The 16,564-nt window shown below is 56.8% G+C and carries 11 protein-coding genes and 1 tRNA gene; 5 read left to right on the top strand and 7 right to left on the bottom strand.

The features are described from left to right. Positions 1–31 precede the first annotated feature (31 nt). Both BM205_RS06900 and folD read right to left on the bottom strand, forming a co-directional pair. Complete coding sequence (locus BM205_RS06900; RefSeq protein WP_175511190.1) at positions 32–2,110, bottom strand: M3 family metallopeptidase; 2,079 nt, start codon at positions 2,108–2,110, stop codon at positions 32–34. Between the two features lie 5 nt (positions 2,111–2,115). After that, on the bottom strand, positions 2,116–2,961 hold the full coding sequence (gene folD, locus BM205_RS06895; RefSeq protein ID WP_092413765.1) for a bifunctional methylenetetrahydrofolate dehydrogenase/methenyltetrahydrofolate cyclohydrolase FolD: 846 nt from the start codon (positions 2,959–2,961) through the stop codon (positions 2,116–2,118). A 337-nt stretch (positions 2,962–3,298) separates the two neighbouring features. Here folD and gshA point away from each other — a divergent pair, with 337 nt between their 5' ends. The 4 genes from gshA (at position 3,299) to BM205_RS06875 (ending at position 6,488) form a co-directional block, all read left to right on the top strand. Further along, positions 3,299–4,885: a glutamate--cysteine ligase gene (gene gshA, locus BM205_RS06890; RefSeq protein WP_092413812.1), complete on the top strand. Its 1,587-nt coding sequence runs from the start codon at positions 3,299–3,301 to the stop codon at positions 4,883–4,885. A gap of 116 nt (positions 4,886–5,001) precedes the next feature. Beyond that, positions 5,002–5,487: a MarR family winged helix-turn-helix transcriptional regulator gene (locus BM205_RS06885; protein ID WP_092413764.1), complete on the top strand. Its 486-nt coding sequence runs from the start codon at positions 5,002–5,004 to the stop codon at positions 5,485–5,487. Positions 5,488–5,669: 182 nt separating this feature from the next. Continuing rightward, complete coding sequence (locus BM205_RS06880; protein ID WP_092413763.1) at positions 5,670–6,095, top strand: organic hydroperoxide resistance protein; 426 nt, start codon at positions 5,670–5,672, stop codon at positions 6,093–6,095. Between the two features lie 111 nt (positions 6,096–6,206). Beyond that, entirely contained in the window at positions 6,207–6,488 is a 282-nt protein-coding gene (locus BM205_RS06875; RefSeq protein ID WP_256381757.1) for an autotransporter domain-containing protein, read from the top strand. A gap of 5 nt (positions 6,489–6,493) precedes the next feature. Here the strand turns inward: BM205_RS06875 and BM205_RS06870 are convergent, their stop codons facing one another. Beyond that, positions 6,494–9,202 (bottom strand): FtsK/SpoIIIE family DNA translocase, encoded by a 2,709-nt coding sequence (locus BM205_RS06870; protein WP_092413762.1) that lies wholly within the window; start codon positions 9,200–9,202, stop codon positions 6,494–6,496. Positions 9,203–9,486: 284 nt separating this feature from the next. Between BM205_RS06870 and BM205_RS06865 the strand changes: the two genes are divergently transcribed. Continuing rightward, positions 9,487–10,443: a hypothetical protein gene (locus BM205_RS06865; protein WP_092413761.1), complete on the top strand. Its 957-nt coding sequence runs from the start codon at positions 9,487–9,489 to the stop codon at positions 10,441–10,443. A 58-nt stretch (positions 10,444–10,501) separates the two neighbouring features. Here the strand turns inward: BM205_RS06865 and BM205_RS06860 are convergent, their stop codons facing one another. The 4 genes from BM205_RS06860 to rpoD all read right to left on the bottom strand — a co-directional run bounded on the left by BM205_RS06860 (position 10,502) and on the right by rpoD (position 16,525). Continuing rightward, a complete protein-coding gene (locus BM205_RS06860; protein ID WP_092413760.1) occupies positions 10,502–13,321 on the bottom strand; it encodes an IPT/TIG domain-containing protein in 2,820 nt (939 codons plus the stop codon). A gap of 188 nt (positions 13,322–13,509) precedes the next feature. Then, entirely contained in the window at positions 13,510–13,761 is a 252-nt protein-coding gene (locus BM205_RS24230; RefSeq protein ID WP_175511189.1) for a hypothetical protein, read from the bottom strand. Between the two features lie 27 nt (positions 13,762–13,788). Next, a tRNA-Ile gene (locus BM205_RS06855) sits at positions 13,789–13,867 on the bottom strand. A gap of 183 nt (positions 13,868–14,050) precedes the next feature. Continuing rightward, entirely contained in the window at positions 14,051–16,525 is a 2,475-nt protein-coding gene (gene rpoD / locus BM205_RS06850; protein ID WP_371326463.1) for an RNA polymerase sigma factor RpoD, read from the bottom strand. Positions 16,526–16,564: the final 39 nt, after the last annotated feature.

The following is a 16,564-nucleotide window of genomic DNA, read 5'->3' as shown; positions in this document are numbered from 1 at the left end:
CCGTACTGTATTTGTACTGTGCCTATGGTTGTTATGCCGCCATGCCGCTATGCCGCAGCAGGGCGTCGATGCTTGGTTCGCGTCCGCGGAATGCCTTGAAAGATTCCAGCGCCGGACGCGAGCCGCCGACGGCCAGGATTTCGTCGTGGAATTTTCTGCCGGTCTCGGCCGACACCACATTCCCGCCGTGCGAAGCCGCTTCTTCAAACGCGCTATACGCATCGGCCGACAATACTTCAGCCCACTTGTAACTGTAATAACCGGCGGCGTAGCCACCGGCGAAAATGTGGCCGAAAGAATGCTGGAAGCGATTGAACGGCGGCGGGTTGATGACCGCGATCCCGGCGCGTACCTGGTTGATTACGTCTTGCACGCTTTGGCTGCCATACGGATCATAATCGTCATGCAAGCGCATGTCGAACAACGAAAACTCAACCTGGCGCAGGGTTTGCAGGCCCGACTGGAAATTCTTGGCGGCGATCATCTTGTCGTACAGCGCACGCGGCAAGGGCTCGCCGCTTTCCGCCTCGGATGTCATGTGCTGCAAGACTTCCCATTCCCAGCAAAAGTTTTCCATGAACTGCGAAGGCAATTCGACCGCATCCCATTCGACGCCGGAAATGCCGGACACGCCGATCTCGTCAACCCGGGTCAGCATGTGATGCAAGCCGTGGCCGAATTCGTGGAACAGGGTGATCACTTCGTCATGCGTAAACAAAGCCGGTTTGGCGACGCCGTCAACCACTGCCGGGGCGGTGAAATTACAGGTCAGGTAAGCAATCGGGGTCTGTATTTCGCTGCCAAGGCGGCGCCGGGCGCGTGCATCGTCCATCCATGCGCCGCCACGCTTGCCGTTGCGGGCATACAGGTCCAGATAGAACTGGCCGATCAGCTTGCCGTCTTTTTGAATCCGGAAAAACTTGACGTCCGGATGCCACACCGCGGCCTGGTCGGCGCTGATGTCGACGGAAAACAATTTCTGCACCAGTTGGAACAAGCCTGCGACCACCACCGGTTCCGGGAAATACTGTTTCACTTCTTGCTCGGAAAAAGCGTAGCGCTGCTCGCGCAGTTTTTCGGCGGTATAGGCCAGGTCCCAGGCTTCCAGCGAGGCCAGCCCCAGCTGTTCTGCGGCGAAGGCGCGCAGCTCGGCCAGATCCTGCTCTGCAAACGGGCGCGCGCGCTGGCCCAGGTCTTCCAGAAAATGCATCACCTCGGCAGGCGTCTTTGCCATCTTAGGCACCAGCGACAGCTCGGCATAATTCTTGAAGCCCAGCAGTTTCGCTTCTTCATTGCGCAAGCGCAGGATCTCGACAATGTTGGCGCTGTTGTCCCATTCCGGCTTTTCACCCAGTTCGGATGCCTTGGTCGCATTGGCGCGGTAGATTTTTTCACGCAAGGCGCGGTTGTCCGCATATTGCAGGATCGGAAAATAAGACGGGAAGTGCAGCGTAAATTTATACCCGGGCTTGCCATCCTGCTCGGCAGCGGCGCGCGCGGCCTGGCGCACGTCGTCCGGCAGGCCTGCCAATTCGGCCTCGTCGCTGACAAACAAGCCGTAGGCGTTGGTGGCGTCGAGAATGTTTTCCGAAAACCTGGTGGTGAGGGCTGCGTGTTTTTCCTGGATTTCGGCGAAACGGGTCTTCTTGGCCGGTGGCAGTTCTGCACCGCCCAGCCTGAAATCGCGTAGCGCGTTGTTGACTATCTTGCGCCGCGCCGCCGACAGGTCGGCGAAATCGAGGTTGTTCTTGATGGCTTTGTACTTATCGAACAAGGCCAGGTTTTGCGCCAGTGCAGTCCAGAACTCGATCAGTTTCGGCTGGTTTTCGTTGTACGCGGCACGCAATTCAGGTGTATCCGCTACCGCATTCAAATGGCTGACAATGCCCCACGCCCGGCCTAATTTTTCGGTCACGTGCTCCAGCGGGACGACAAAGTTGTCCCAGGTGACGGCATCGGTCGACGCTTCCAGCAGGGCGACAACGGTATGCGCCTGCTTGAGCAGCGCGACAATCGCCGGCGTGATGTCGGCTGGCGTGATTTTGTCGAACTTGGCCAGGCCGGTAAAGTCGAGCAGGGGATTGCTGGCGTTGATAGCGGTAGATGTCATTGCAATTACATTCTTTCTGCGGCTTCGATGGTGTTGACCAACAACATGGTGATGGTCATCGGACCGACGCCGCCTGGAACCGGGGTGATGTAACCGGCGACTTCCTTGGCGTTGTCGAAATCGACATCGCCGCACAGCTTGCCGTTATCGTCGCGGTTCATGCCGACGTCGATTACGGCCGCGCCGGGCTTGACCATGTCGGCGGTAACGATATTGCGTTTACCGGTAGCCACCACCAGGATATCGGCCATGCGGGTATGCAGCCCGAGGTCGCGCGTCTTCGAATTACAGATAGTGACAGTGGCGCCAGCTTGCAACAGCAGCATGGCTTGCGGCTTGCCGACGATATTCGAGGCGCCGACGACTACAGCATGGGCGCCGCGCACCGGGAAGTTGACCGATTCCAGCATTTTCATCACGCCGTAAGGCGTACACGGGCGGAACAGCGGCTGGCCAGTCATCAACAGGCCGGCGTTGCTGATATGGAAGCCGTCAACGTCTTTTTCAGCGGCGATGGCTTCGATCACCTTGTGGGCGTCGATGTGGGCCGGCAACGGCAATTGCACCAGGATGCCGTTGATTTTCGGATCGTGATTCAAGGCATCGATACGCGCCAGCAGGGCCGCTTCGGTCAGGTCCGCATCGTATTTCTCCAGCACCGAATACAAACCGTTGTCTTCGCAGGCCTTGACCTTGTTGCGCACATACACCTGCGAAGCCGGGCTGTCGCCGACCAGGATCACCGCCAGGCCAGGCTGCTTGCCCTGTGCGGTCAGTGCGGCGGCGCGCTTGGCGACATCGGCGCGCAGTTGTTTTGAAAGGAGGTTTCCGTCAATCAGTTGAGCTGGCATAGTGGTGGCGTGAAAATTGAAAGCAAAGCAGGATTATAAGGGGTGCGCCCCCATAAGTTTGCACCGACAGCGAGTTCCTTGCGGATTCTTGCAAATTTACCGAGGATTGCCTATTTGATAAAATACAGTGTGGGCAAGCTAGAGGCCAGTGCGATTTTCACCTGCCGATTGTGCTCCGGGCGACATCCAACGCGTTCTTTCATTTTCGGCTATTCTCGCCTTCTACGACCCGAGTTACGGGCAGCAATAACGTCGCGAAATCAAAAATCACGAAATCATGAAATCACCAAAGGCCAAAGAGCCCAAGATGATGAATTTGACAACAAAGGATGCTGAATTGACTGATCATTACACTCGCCGGCTGGCGCTGCTAGGGCAAGAGCAGCATCGCGGCTTGCTAGGCCAGGGTTTGCGCGGCATCGAGAGAGAAACATTGCGGGTTGACGGCAACGGCCGGCTGGCCCTGACACCGCATCCGCGCGCGCTGGGCTCGGCGCTGACGCAGCCGCAGATCACGACCGATTATTCGGAATCGCTTCTTGAATTCATTACTCCCGCCGAGCACGACATCGCAACGGCGCTGGCCGAGCTGGATGTGATCCATCGGTTCGTCTATTCGAAGCTGGGCGATGAATTACTCTGGAGCCAGTCGATGCCGGCCCATCTGCCGGCGGAAGAGCAGATTCCGATCGCCTGGTACGGCACATCGCACATGGGCATGCTGAAGCACGTCTACCGGCGTGGCCTGGCGCTGCGTTACGGCAAGCGCATGCAATGCATCGCCGGCATCCATTACAACTATTCGCTGGCGGAAGGGCTGTGGCAGGTCTTGCAGGAAGCTGAGGGCGCCAATGGTACGGCGGTGCATTTTCAATCGGAAAGTTATATCGCGACGGTGCGCAATTTTCGCCGCTACAGCTGGCTGCTGATGTATCTGTTCGGTGCATCGCCGGCCCTGTCGACCTGTTTCCTCGACGGCCGCCAGCATCGCCTGGAGCAACTGGACAAAGATACCTTGTACCTGCCGTACGCCACCAGCCTGCGCATGAGCGACCTCGGTTACACCAGCGAAGCCCAGGCTCGCCTGACGCCGCAGTTCAACAGCCTCGACAGCTACATCAAGAGCCTGGCACGGGCGGTCAGCCAGCCTTACCCGCCGTATGAAGCAATCGGCACCCATCGCGACGGCGAGTGGGTGCAAATCAATACCAATATCCTGCAGATCGAAAACGAGTACTACTCGACGATCCGGCCGAAACGCGTGATCAATTCCGGTGAACGGCCGATCCAGGCGCTCTCGGCGCGCGGCGTGCAATACATCGAAGTACGTTGCATGGACATCGATCCATTCGAGCCGATGGGCATCAACCTGGAAACTTCGCGCTTCCTCGACGCTTTCCTGTTGTTCTGCGCACTGGATGACAGCCCGCTGACCAGTGACGAGGAGAGCCTGGAAAACACCGAGAATTTCTCGCGTGCGGTGAAAGAGGGACGGCGTCCCGGATTGCAATTGCGGCGTGACGGCAATCCGGTCGGCTTGCAAGTCTGGGGCAAGGAATTGCTGGAGCGGATCGGCGCGGCTGCGGTCTTGCTCGACGCCCAACGCAGCGATGGCGCCCATGCCGCGTCGCTGGCAAAACAAAGCCTCAAGCTGGATCAGGTTGAACTGACACCATCGGCGCAAGTGTTGTCTATCCTGCAGCAGAACAAGGAATCGTTTGCCAGCTTCGCACTGCGCCAAAGCAAGGCACATGCGGCTTATTTCCTGGCGCATCCTCCGAGCCCGGAGGAACGCAATTATTTCGACACCCTGGCCGCCACGTCGCTGTCCGAACAGGAGAGCCTGGAACGTAGCCAGACCGGTGATTTCGATACCTTCGTCGCGGCTTATCGGGCCAGCACCTTGGGTAATATGAGCGTGTAAGTGGGGCGATGAGCGAGCGCAAGTCGCCGGGCATAGCTGATAGCAATCCCGGCGATAGTTATAAATGCAAACTAGATTGCTTGCAATTTAATTTCGAGCTATGTAATATTCAATTAATGGAAACCAGCAAACAACCAACCGCAAGCATCCCGTCCGAGTCATTCGGGCCGGAAAGCCTGCTGCTGGATAATCAGTTGTGCTTTGCGTTGTATTCGGCATCGCTGACCATGACCAAGATTTACAAGCCGCTGTTGCAGAAATTGGGCCTGACGTATCCGCAGTACCTGGTGCTGCTGACCTTGTGGGAGCGCGACGAGTTGACCGTGTCGGCCTTGGGCGAGCGCCTGTACCTGGATTCCGGCACCTTGACGCCGCTACTCAAACGCCTGGAAAGCAGCGGGTTTTTACGCCGCCAACGCGCCTCCCACGACGAGCGTCAGGTAATCGTCAGCTTGACCGCTGCGGGTAAAAATCTTCGTCAGCAAGCACAGGTGATACCGCAGCAAGTGAGTTGCAGTGCCGAATGTTCGCTGGATGAATTGAATGCCCTGACCAAGGAGTTGCAGCGGTTACGTGCTGCGATGGCAGGTAATATTGCTTGAAGATAGAGGCATGATTTCGCAGTTGATATAAGTTGCGAGCAATATAATTGCGTATAAGTTTTGTCATGCCTGACGTTTCATTCTTGCGTCATTTTAATGTTGTATCTTTTAATCCGGATCGTCAGTACGGCCGACTGGTCTGATCCAAAGGATTTCCCCAACGGCCATTAAAGGAAATAATCATGTCAGTTGAAAATATCTTGTACACAGCGCAAGCCACAGCAACCGGTGGCCGTGATGGCCGCGCTATCTCGTCCGACAATGTGCTGGACGTTAAATTGACGACGCCAAAAGAATTGGGCGGCGCCGGTGGTGTCGGCACCAATCCTGAGCAATTGTTTGCAGCGGGCTATTCTGCATGCTTCATCGGTGCAATGAAATTCGTCGCCGCGCAAGAAAAAATCACTTTGCCAGCTGACGTGGCGATTACCGGCCTGGTCGGCATCGGTGTGATTCCTGGCGGCTTTGGCATCGCAGTGGAATTGCAAATTTCCTTGCCGGGCATGGATGCCGGCGCAGCTGAAGCGCTGGTCAACAAGGCGCACAAGGTTTGCCCATATTCCAACGCCACGCGCGGCAATGTCGACGTTACCCTGACCCTGGTGTAATTCTGACAAAACATTTCTGATGTAGCGACAGAGGCGGAAGATACGCCTCATCCCCAGCCTGGCTTGCCAGGCTTTTTTTTCGCCCGGTTTATATAGAGGCAGGGTGGGCGCCTGAATCCAGGCGCAACTTCAGACGCGATCTCAGACGTATCCGCCGATGCCCGGCTGACACCCTACGCCGGACTGGCTTTCAGGGCGGCGTATGTGGGTGCGCCGGCGGCGGGCTTTACGGTGCAGGGGATCGGCTTGTCGCGCAATGCCGGCTGGGTCGGACTGGGCTTGACTACGGCGGTGGACAAGCGCTGGGGCTGGTATCTCAACTACGATGCGCAGCTGGGCAACGGCGGCTTGGGTAACAATGTGCTGTCGCTGGGGGCTGCGCTACAAATTTGATTGATTTATTCCGCTTGCACCGGCGTCAGTACTTCACGACTGCCGTTGGTAGCTACTGAAGAAACAATCCCGGCGGCTTCCATCTGTTCCACCAGGCGGGCCGCACGATTGTAGCCGACGCGGAACTGCCGTTGTACCGATGAAATCGAGGCACGCCGGGTGCGCACGACGAAAGCCACGGCTTCGTCGTACAGCGGATCGGCCTCGACATCCTGGTTATCACCGAGCAGGTCTGTGCCGGCACCCTCGGCAGGCACGCCGGCTAAAATCGCTTCTTCGTATTCAGGTTCACCAAACTGTTTCAAGTGCTCGACTACCCGATGCACTTCTGCATCCGAGACAAAGGCCCCATGAACCCGCTGCGGGTAGCCGGACCCTGGCGGCAGGAAAAGCATGTCGCCGTGGCCGAGCAGGGCTTCGGCGCCCATCTGGTCGAGGATGGTCCTGGAATCGATTTTCGACGATACCTGGAACGCCACCCGGGTAGGGATATTGGCTTTGATCAGTCCGGTGATGACATCTACCGAAGGGCGTTGCGTAGCCAAAATCAAGTGAATGCCAGCCGCCCGGGCTTTCTGTGCCAGGCGCGCGATCAGTTCTTCGATCTTCTTGCCAGTTACCATCATCAGATCCGCCAGCTCGTCGATGATCACGACGATCAGCGGCAGGGTAGACAGTGGTTCGGGTGCGTCCGGAGTAAGCGAGAACGGATTGCTGACTTTCTTGCCGCGCATTTCGCCATCGCGGATCTTCTGATTGAATCCTGCCACGTTACGCACGCCGAGTGCAGACATGAGACGGTAACGTTTATCCATCTCGGCCACGCACCAGGTCAGCGCATTGGAGGCCAGTTTCATGTCGGTGACCACCGGCGCCAGCAGATGTGGAATGCCCTCGTATACCGAGAGCTCCAGCATCTTGGGATCGATCATGATAAGGCGCACTTCTTCCGGTGTTGCTTTATACAACAGCGACAAAATCATTGCATTGATGGCCACCGATTTACCGGAACCGGTCGTGCCGGCCACCAGCATATGCGGCGCCCGCGCCAGATCGGCTACCACCGGAGCGCCGGTGATGTCTTTACCCAGGGCTAGCGTCAAGTGCGATGCGGAATCCTGATAGGCTGGCGACTCCAGTATTTCCGACAGGCGGATCATCTGCCGCTTTGGATTGGGTAACTCAAGACCCATGCAGGTTTTGCCGGGAATGGTTTCCACCACCCGGATAGACGTCAGGCCCAATGCGCGCGACAAATCCTTCATCAGGCCGACAATCTGGCTGCCGCGCACACCAAGCGCCGGCTCTACCTCGAAGCGTGTAATCACCGGCCCGGCGTCGGCACCCAGCACGGTCACCGGTACTTTGAATTCCTTCAGGCGCTGCTCGATCAGCAAGCCGGTTTCGGCCAGGCGTTCAAGCGGAATGTCGATCAGTTCGTTGACGGCAGGATCCAGCAAGTCGAGCCCGGGCAAATCAATGCGCACTTCGTGTAGCGGGCGGAACGAGAAATCAGCTTCGTTATCGCTATGGCTAACGTTCGTCGGCAGTGCCGGCACTTCGCTTGAAATCGATGGTTGCAATACGGTTTGCACAACAACGGCGTCCACTTTATCTGCAACAGGACAGGCGGGCGTAATCTCAGGTGATGCAACCGGTACCGCGCGAAGCTGCGGGCTTGCCGCTGCAGAACCGGATGTGACTGCTTCCTGATGGATGATATTGATTGGGGAAATCGGGGTACCGGCAGCAAGCGGCGATATCGCTGCCGCGGGCGTCGGAGCTACCGTATTTGGCATGCCGCCCGGTTCGCTCGGAAGCGTTACCGGCCGATCGGGAAATGTTGTACCTGATATCGAAGTGACGGGCGCCGCTGTCATTGAAGCAGGAGTATGGCTAGAAGTATAGCTAGAAGCGGGGCCGGGACGTGTGCTGATGGTTGTTGTCTGCGGCGCACCGCGACTCTGGATTCGTTCAGTCTGGCGCATGTGCATCGCGTCTTTGCGCGCTGTGCTTGCGTTCCGTGCCTGCTGCGCCATATGCGCGCGCGCCCGCATTGCCGGCGTCGGAATGATCTGTTCAACCGTGGCCCATTCCGCCATGCTTCTGGCGCTGGCTTTCACCTCAATTCGCTTGGCCGGGAGTGTTTGTTGCCTTTGTTTTCTGCCAGGAATTTCAGGCAGATCGGCGCTTGAAGGCAATTGCCAGGATTTCCTGCTGCGCGGCGGCACCGCGATACTTTCGCGCGATCTTGCCGGCCAGGATGCGGAGTGGGCAGGTGTGACGACGGGCGCTATCCGCTGTTCGCGCGAGGCATCGGACTGCTGTTTGTTTGGCGGGAAAAATCGTTGCAACAGGGCGGTTTTTTGCGCGAACGATTTCAACCATTCACTCCCGAATAGCCATGAGAGCGCAAGGACGCCGATTGCCATCAACACCAGCACACTGCCGAAGGTGCCCAGCACGGCCATGCAACCCTGTGCCAGTGCGTAGCCCAGCCGAACGCCATCGGGCGGCGTCGATTCATGTGTGCGCAGCATGGCTTCCAATGCACTACTGCTGCAAAGTAACAGGAACGTACCCAGCCACAAACGGATCGATCCTGGGCCGCGGAGCGGGTTTATCCCTGATCGGCGCGCTTTGAACACGCGTACAAGCAAAGGGGTAAACCACAGTAAAGACCATCCGAACCAACTGAAAACTGCTATATGCATACTCAAATTCAACGAAAAATCGATGTCCGGTAATCCGGAGGCTTATGCTAATCACGATACGGCAGGGTTCCGATCGACATAAGCCGGATCCGCTGCCTGGAGCGAAGGAAGCCCGACGAGGTTGGCAGGACGTCCTGAAATCAAAGTAGGTGATATTAACCGAAAAAGCATCAGGTGTTTCGTACCTGGCAGTAGTGCGTTGTCAGAACTGCGAGCATACTTAGCGTGGTAAAGATGGCAGGGGCGACCAAGGGGATGATATGGATGAGAAGAACTCATCGCGTATGACTTCACTCGGAACACACACGATAGCGAATGGCTGGATCAGCTTCGCGGCGGATCCCGGGCAGAAGGAGCGTTGCCTGGCGCGTTTGCGCGAGGGCGAGCTCGGCCCGGACAACCAACCCTCTGATTGCGCAGCAGGGGGCAAACACCGCTTTAGTGACGAACTTGGCGTGCCCGAGACGCTTGCCGTGGTGATTGACGTACTATGCTGGCTGCGCCAGTCGGAAGGAAAAATCAGCGCGCGCGCGCAGGCAATCGACCTGATCGAAGCCATCCCTGTAGGGGTGGATCTCGGCCCAGCCTCGCAACGTTACGCCCATTGGCTGCTGCACGATACGCAATGGGGTATAGCTCAATATTGCGCTACGGAACCATTGAAGGGTGTGGCGGCGCGACTTAAAGTATTGCACGACAAAGAACTTGCCGGCTTGGCGATTGACGACAGCGAGTGGCCCGTTCTTGCACCGGATACCCCTATAGAGACAGGCGCTGCAGACGAAGAGGACGGCCGGCACCTGGAGGATTTGTTCGCCTCTTTCGCAACTCCTTTGCAGAGGATTGACGTCGAGCAAATGGGACGGCTGTGTGGCGCCGTGGCGTATTTTGCCGGAGAGCAAGCGCGGTCTGATTTCTGGACTGACAGCGAACAGCGCCAGATGGATGATTTGTATGGTGCATTTTGTGTGAGCACGGAACAAATCCTGGGTCCGCGCCCGCCCCCACAGCAAACCGCAGAATTGAAAGACTGGATCCGGCATGAACAAGCTCTGGATGCCGCCTGGGAGAAACAGATGCGTCAGCAGCAGTGGCAGCTATGGCGGCGCTGGGATGCATGGGGTGAAAAACAGGCTGCGCTATATGCCGCGTTCAATGGGGCAGCAGTTGACCTTATCTTGTCGCTGTTCAAGCAGGCGCCACGTCGGGATGTGTTGACCCCGGGGCAGCAGCTGCATTGAATTGATGCCACGGGTTGCTAACTGACCGGACCGCGTGGCGCCGTCCGGTCATATCGCTTTAATGCGGGAAACTAACCAGGCGCGCTTGTATTGGCGATGACAAGCTGAGATCGAAACGGCCGCCGCTTGGCAAGTCTTTAATATCAAATGACGCCTTGCCACTTTCCAGGCCACCGCCAAGCACAGTCTTGACGCCTGCAGGGGAGACGTAGATCACCGACAAGAATGGTTCCAGGGTTGCGTTCCAGGTGATTGCCAGGCGCCCGTTCAAGGTTGCCCAGCTGACCGATGATGCCATCGCCTGAGCACTGCCGGCGGTTGCAGACTGGCTTGCGATTTTCAGGCTTTGCGCTTGCTTAGGCTGCTGCATGGCTTGCAATTGCCCGTTGCGCAAAACCTCGATAGACGCGATCTCTCCCGGATTGGGCAAGCTGACCCAAAAGTGGCTGGTTGCATCTGCGGCATCGGCCACACTGACCGGTTCGAACGGTAGTTTGTAAGTCTGGCCGCTGACTGTATGCAGACGTAATTCATGGATCGACCTGGCTGTCGCGGTATCGATTCCCGTCTTGGCAGCCGACGCTGATGCAGGGTGCAGCAGCACGCCATGGGCAGTTAATTCACCCGATATGGTCAGATAACCGTCAGGCGTTGGCGTTGCTATGCTAGCGGCAGTAGCAAGAACCAGGGGTTGCGGAATGGCGGCGGTGCGCGACTCGGCAAACTGCTGCGCCCGGATGTAACTGAAATCAGAGAACCATGTGCCGCCGCAATAACCCATGACATCTTTCATTTGCGTGTTGCTTGGCGTCAGCGGCGCGCTTAATACACCTACCTGCGTGTCGCTGTTATAGGGGCTGTTGTAGACCGCCAGTGAACTGAGGTCGGCGGTGGCGTTGGGGTAGGCCGGATCCGGATTGGCTGCGCCGCCGCAGGGAGCATGCATCAAGGAATGGTTATGCCCCATCTCATGCACCATGATTGCTTGCCACTGCGGCCATTTATTATCGAACGGATCGCCTTGGCCGGCGCTGCTGGTCCAGTCCAGACCAATTGCTGATACTGGAGAACCGCTGCTTTGAGCTGTGGTACCTAAATAACCGAGGCCCGCGATAAATGACGAAGGGGTCGGCGCATACATCGGGACAAAACCATAGTAAAAGGCGGTCGGAGCTTCGGTCCGGCGCGCACTTTCCAGTTGTCCTAATGCGCTTGACCAATTCATGCCGGCAGTGTTAGTGGCGCCGCTGATCACCAGAGGTGAGCGTTGCTGCACCACGATATTGCCGTTTGCATAGGGATAGACGCGTGCCAATGCTGCCCGGACGTCTGACAGTGCCGGTGGCAACACGCCGGTGGCGCTTCCGACCGTAAGCGGCACCAGAACGACGCGCAGGCTGGTCGGCGCACCGACGGCAGGCGATACGTCCTGGCTAGCCGGGCTGCTGTTGGCGCCAGCCGCTACTCTGATGCCGACTTTGACGCCGGGTTGTACCCAGGCCGCAGGCAGGACTGCATTGAAGCTGTTATTCAGGCTGTAGTCATCTTGCGCGGTAGGCAGATTGGCCGGTCCGCTCATCGTCAGTACGCCTAATGTCGCACCGGTGCTGCTGCTGACTGACAAATTTACTACCGGGCTCTTGGTGCCGGCTGCCGGTGCGAGAACCGTTGCACGTACCAGGGCAGGGCGCCCAGGCGTCAGGCGCAGCGTCGGGTCGGTGGAATTTTTGTCGAACACATTTGCAAAGTCGATGCTGCTGATCCATAGCCCGACGCCGCCTGTGCTATCGATGGTGCCGGCATTGACGGCCGCCTGGCCCGGCGCTGTCAGCATCACGGTGCCGCTGGCGCCAAGTTTTACGTTCAGCACGATCTGGGTAGCGCTGCTGCTGACGATGGTCGCGCTCGAATTGCCGACTTTGGCCGCAGTGACGGTATTCAGGTTTGTTCCGGTAACCGTCAGTACCGTCGTGGCGCCGCTTGTGGAGCTGAGCAGTGCGGTCACGGTGACAGCCGGCACTACGGAGAAGACTGCTGCGCTGTGGACTTCCTGATAGCGGTCAACCACAGCCAGAGGGCCGGAAGCGGCGCCGGCCGGAACGGTAAAGGTGACGGTGCTGTTAGATGCGCTGGATACCGACGCAATCGTACCGTTGGCGAACAGGATGTTGGTTACCGCTGCCAGGCCGCTGCCGCTAATCGTGACGCTGCTGCCAACGATGCCGAGCTGCGGCAGCACGGCCACAATCGATGCCGGCTGATAGCCGTTGAATTGATATCCGCTGTTGACCGGAGCGCCGTTTACGATCAGCGTCAACACACCCGAAACCGCCTGGGCCGGCATGGCGAGTGTCGCCGAAGTGCTGGAACTATTGACGATCGTCAGATTGACGCCCGCTATCTGATAACCGCTAACCCGATCAAGATTAGTCCCGTAAATAGTGAAATTGCTGCCGGCGGCTACGTTGACGGTAGACACGCCTGTTACCAGCGGTGACGGCAGGCTGGAAGTAAACGTGGTCGCCGATTGCACTGAAAATCCTGAACCGGACAATGTGACGGCCCCGCTCACCGCAACGACAGGAATCGTAATCGTAATTTGCGTATCGCTGACGATTGTGAAAGCGACTGTCGCCGAGCCGATGGTAACGGTGGTTACTTTCTGAAAGCCGGTTCCGGTGATCGTCAAGGTGGCGCCGGCAGATGCGCTAGGGCTTGACAGCGCGCTGATGCTTACAGCGGCCACGGGCGCCGGGGCTGCAATCGATGTCGGTGCAGTTCCTGCACTGTCGCCTGATCCGCCGCCACCACCGCAACCGGACTGGCTCAGGATAGTGCCGACTAAAACGAGAGCAAGAAGCTTCTTATTGTTTTTCATTAAAACACGCTGCCTTTGGGCTAAAGAGATAGGACGGCTCGACTTCCTGAGATGCCTTGCCTTGCAATGATTCAGGTAAAGCTAAATGTTTCTTTGTGGAAATTTCGTGCGTGATTGTAATTGGTAAAGATGTCCGGCGTAAAGTGCTGCGGACTCTGAAATGTCAGGGGGTTGTAGGCATTCGTCCATTAGCTGCCTTTGCGTGCATCAATCGATCGTCGTCGCAGTGTTGTAAATCCCACTTGGTTCATTCCCGCTTTTCGAAAAAGCATGACGAATCCGGCGCCGAATGTGGCGAGCGCCATGAGCAGTGACGACAAGGGGCTATCTAACGTCCGCCAGTACTCAGCGTTACGCGCACCTGGCAACGGAGTCTTTAAGGTCGGCAATTGACCGAATTGGTCAAAAAAATCCCCACCAAAAGAAAATGCGGGCTGCATGAAATATCATGCAGCCCGCATCAGTCTTGGTGGGCCCCCCCAGAGTCGAACTGGGCACCAACGGATTATGAGTCCGCTGCTCTAACCAAGCATGAGCTAGGGGCCCAATTCCTCAGGGCGCTGTAGTTGTCGTGCTTACGGCGTCTGCGGAAGACATATCCGCTTAACCGCACTACAGCATCTTAAAATCAATCCCGTATTATAGAAAAATACCTGAATGAAAGGTAGTTGAATTATCGTGAATCATTGAAAATGCATTCAAAAAACGCTGAATGACTCACGATTAACCTTAATTACCTTCGAGGAAGCTCTTCAGCTTGTCGGAACGCGATGGATGGCGCAGCTTGCGCAGCGCTTTAGCTTCTATTTGACGAATCCGCTCACGCGTCACGTCGAATTGCTTGCCGACTTCTTCCAATGTATGGTCGGTCGACATTTCAATCCCGAAACGCATCCGCAATACCTTCGCTTCACGTGGGGTCAGCGAGTCCAGGATATCTTTCACCACACCGCGCATCGATGCATGCAGAGCTGCATCCGCCGGTGCCAGCGTGTTGTTATCCTCGATGAAATCGCCCAGGTGGGAATCGTCGTCGTCGCCGATCGGTGTTTCCATCGAAATCGGCTCTTTGGCGATCTTCATGATCTTGCGGATTTTGTCTTCCGGCATTTCCATCTTGATCGCGAGAGTCGCTGGATCCGGTTCGGCGCCGGTTTCCTGCAAGATCTGGCGCGAGATGCGGTTCATCTTGTTGATCGTTTCGATCATGTGCACCGGAATACGGATGGTGCGGGCCTGATCGGCGATCGAACGGGTGATGGCCTGACGGATCCACCATGTTGCATAGGTCGAGAATTTATAGCCGCGGCGATATTCGAACTTGTCGACCGCTTTCATCAAACCGATATTACCTTCCTGGATCAGATCCAGGAATTGCAAACCACGGTTGGTGTATTTTTTGGCGATCGAGATCACCAGCCGCAAGTTGGCTTCGGTCATCTCGCGCTTGGCCATCCGGGCTTTCCGTTCACCGGCGCCCATCTTCTTGTTGATGCCGCGCAGATCAGGCAATGGCAACACGACGCGTGCTTGCAAGTCGATCAGGCGTTGCTGCAACTCTTTCACAGCCGGTACGTTACGGCCGAGCACGGTGCTGTATGCATGGTTGCCGTTGACTTCACCGTCGACCCAGTCGAGATTGGTTTCGTTACCTGGAAAAACCTTGATGAAATGCGGGCGCGGCATGCCACACTTGTTCACCGCGACATCAAGGATCTGGCGCTCGATCTGACGTACTTCATCGACCTGACCGCGCAGGGTGTCGCACAATTTTTCGACGACTTTGGCGGTAAAGCGAATCCCCAGCAATTCATTCGAGATGATTTCCTGTGCCTTGACGTAAGGCTTCGAGTTGTAGCCTTCTTTTTCGAAAGCCTTGCGCATCTTGTCGAACTGGGTCGAGATGGTCTCGAACTTGCCGAGTGCATCACGCTTCAATTGTTCAAGTTGTTCAGCCGAGAAGCCGGCAGCGCCAGAGGTTGAGCTGGCGTCATCTTCTTCTTCGGCTTCTTCTTCCTCTTCTTCGTCTTCTTCGCTGTCGTCGTCGGTGGCAACTACTGCTGCACTGGCGGTTGCTGCTTCGTCTGTCTGGTTAGGATCGACCAGGCCATCGACGATTTCGTCAATCTTGATCTCGTCCTTGCCGATCTTGTCGGCAGCCAGCAGGATTTCTGCGATGGTTGTCGGGCAGGCGGAAATTGCCTGGATCATGTCTTTCAAGCCGTCTTCGATACGCTTGGCGATTTCAATTTCGCCTTCGCGCGTCAGCAGTTCGACCGAACCCATTTCACGCATGTACATGCGGACCGGATCGGTGGTGCGGCCGAAGTCTGAATCGACGGTAGACAGCGCAGCTTCTGCCGCAGCCTCTGCATCGTCGTCGCTGGCGACGGTGGCAACGTTATCGGACAGCAGTAAAGTCTCTGCGTCAGGCGCCTGTTCGGAAACGGCGATACCCATGTCGCTGAAAGTACCGATGATGCCTTCGATGGCTTCCGGATCGATAATGTTTTCAGGCAGGTGATCGTTGATTTCGGCGAAGGTCAGGAAGCCGCGCTCTTTACCCATCTTGATCAGGGTCTTGAGCTTTTGACGGCGGGCTTCGAGTTCTTCTTCGCTAGCTTCGGTGTCGGACGAGAAGGCGTCTTTCAGCAAGGCCTTTTCCTTGGCTTTGCGATCTTTCGCCTTGGCCTTGTCGACCGCTTTCAGTTCAGCGCGCTCGACGGCATTGAGTGCCGCGACTTCGTCGTTTTCCGGCTGGAATTCTTTTGGCTTGCGGCCACGACGTCCCGGTACCTTCACCGACGGCAAGATATAGCCGGAGGTATCAATCGCCGCCAATGTTGCGGCATCCGTGGTTTGACTTACGCCTGATCCAATCATCACGCTGACGTCGGCTTTAACTGGAGCTGCCGCTACGTTTTTGGATGATTTGACGACTTTGAGTTGTGGTTTCTTGTTTGTCACAGGGGCTTTCGATTTCACAGATACTGGTTTTGCAACAGCTCTTGATGCATTCGTGGTCGTTGCAGTTGCTTTAGAAACTACCTTCTTGCTAACGGGCTTCACTGCCGTTTTGGGTGAAACTGCCGTCTTTTTAACGGTGGATTGCGCGCTTGAAGAGGAACTGCTTGTTTTGCCCTTGGCCGCTGCCGGCTTCGTATTTTTTACAGAAAGTGTCAGGGGTTTCGCTGGTCTCTTCATTGCATTCGCCATGGAATTAAATACCAATTGGTTACACTG

It is taken from the genome of Collimonas sp. OK307, assembly GCF_900113705.1.
Lineage (GTDB): Bacteria > Pseudomonadota > Gammaproteobacteria > Burkholderiales > Burkholderiaceae_D > Collimonas.
This window is presented reverse-complemented; position numbering and strand designations above follow the sequence as displayed.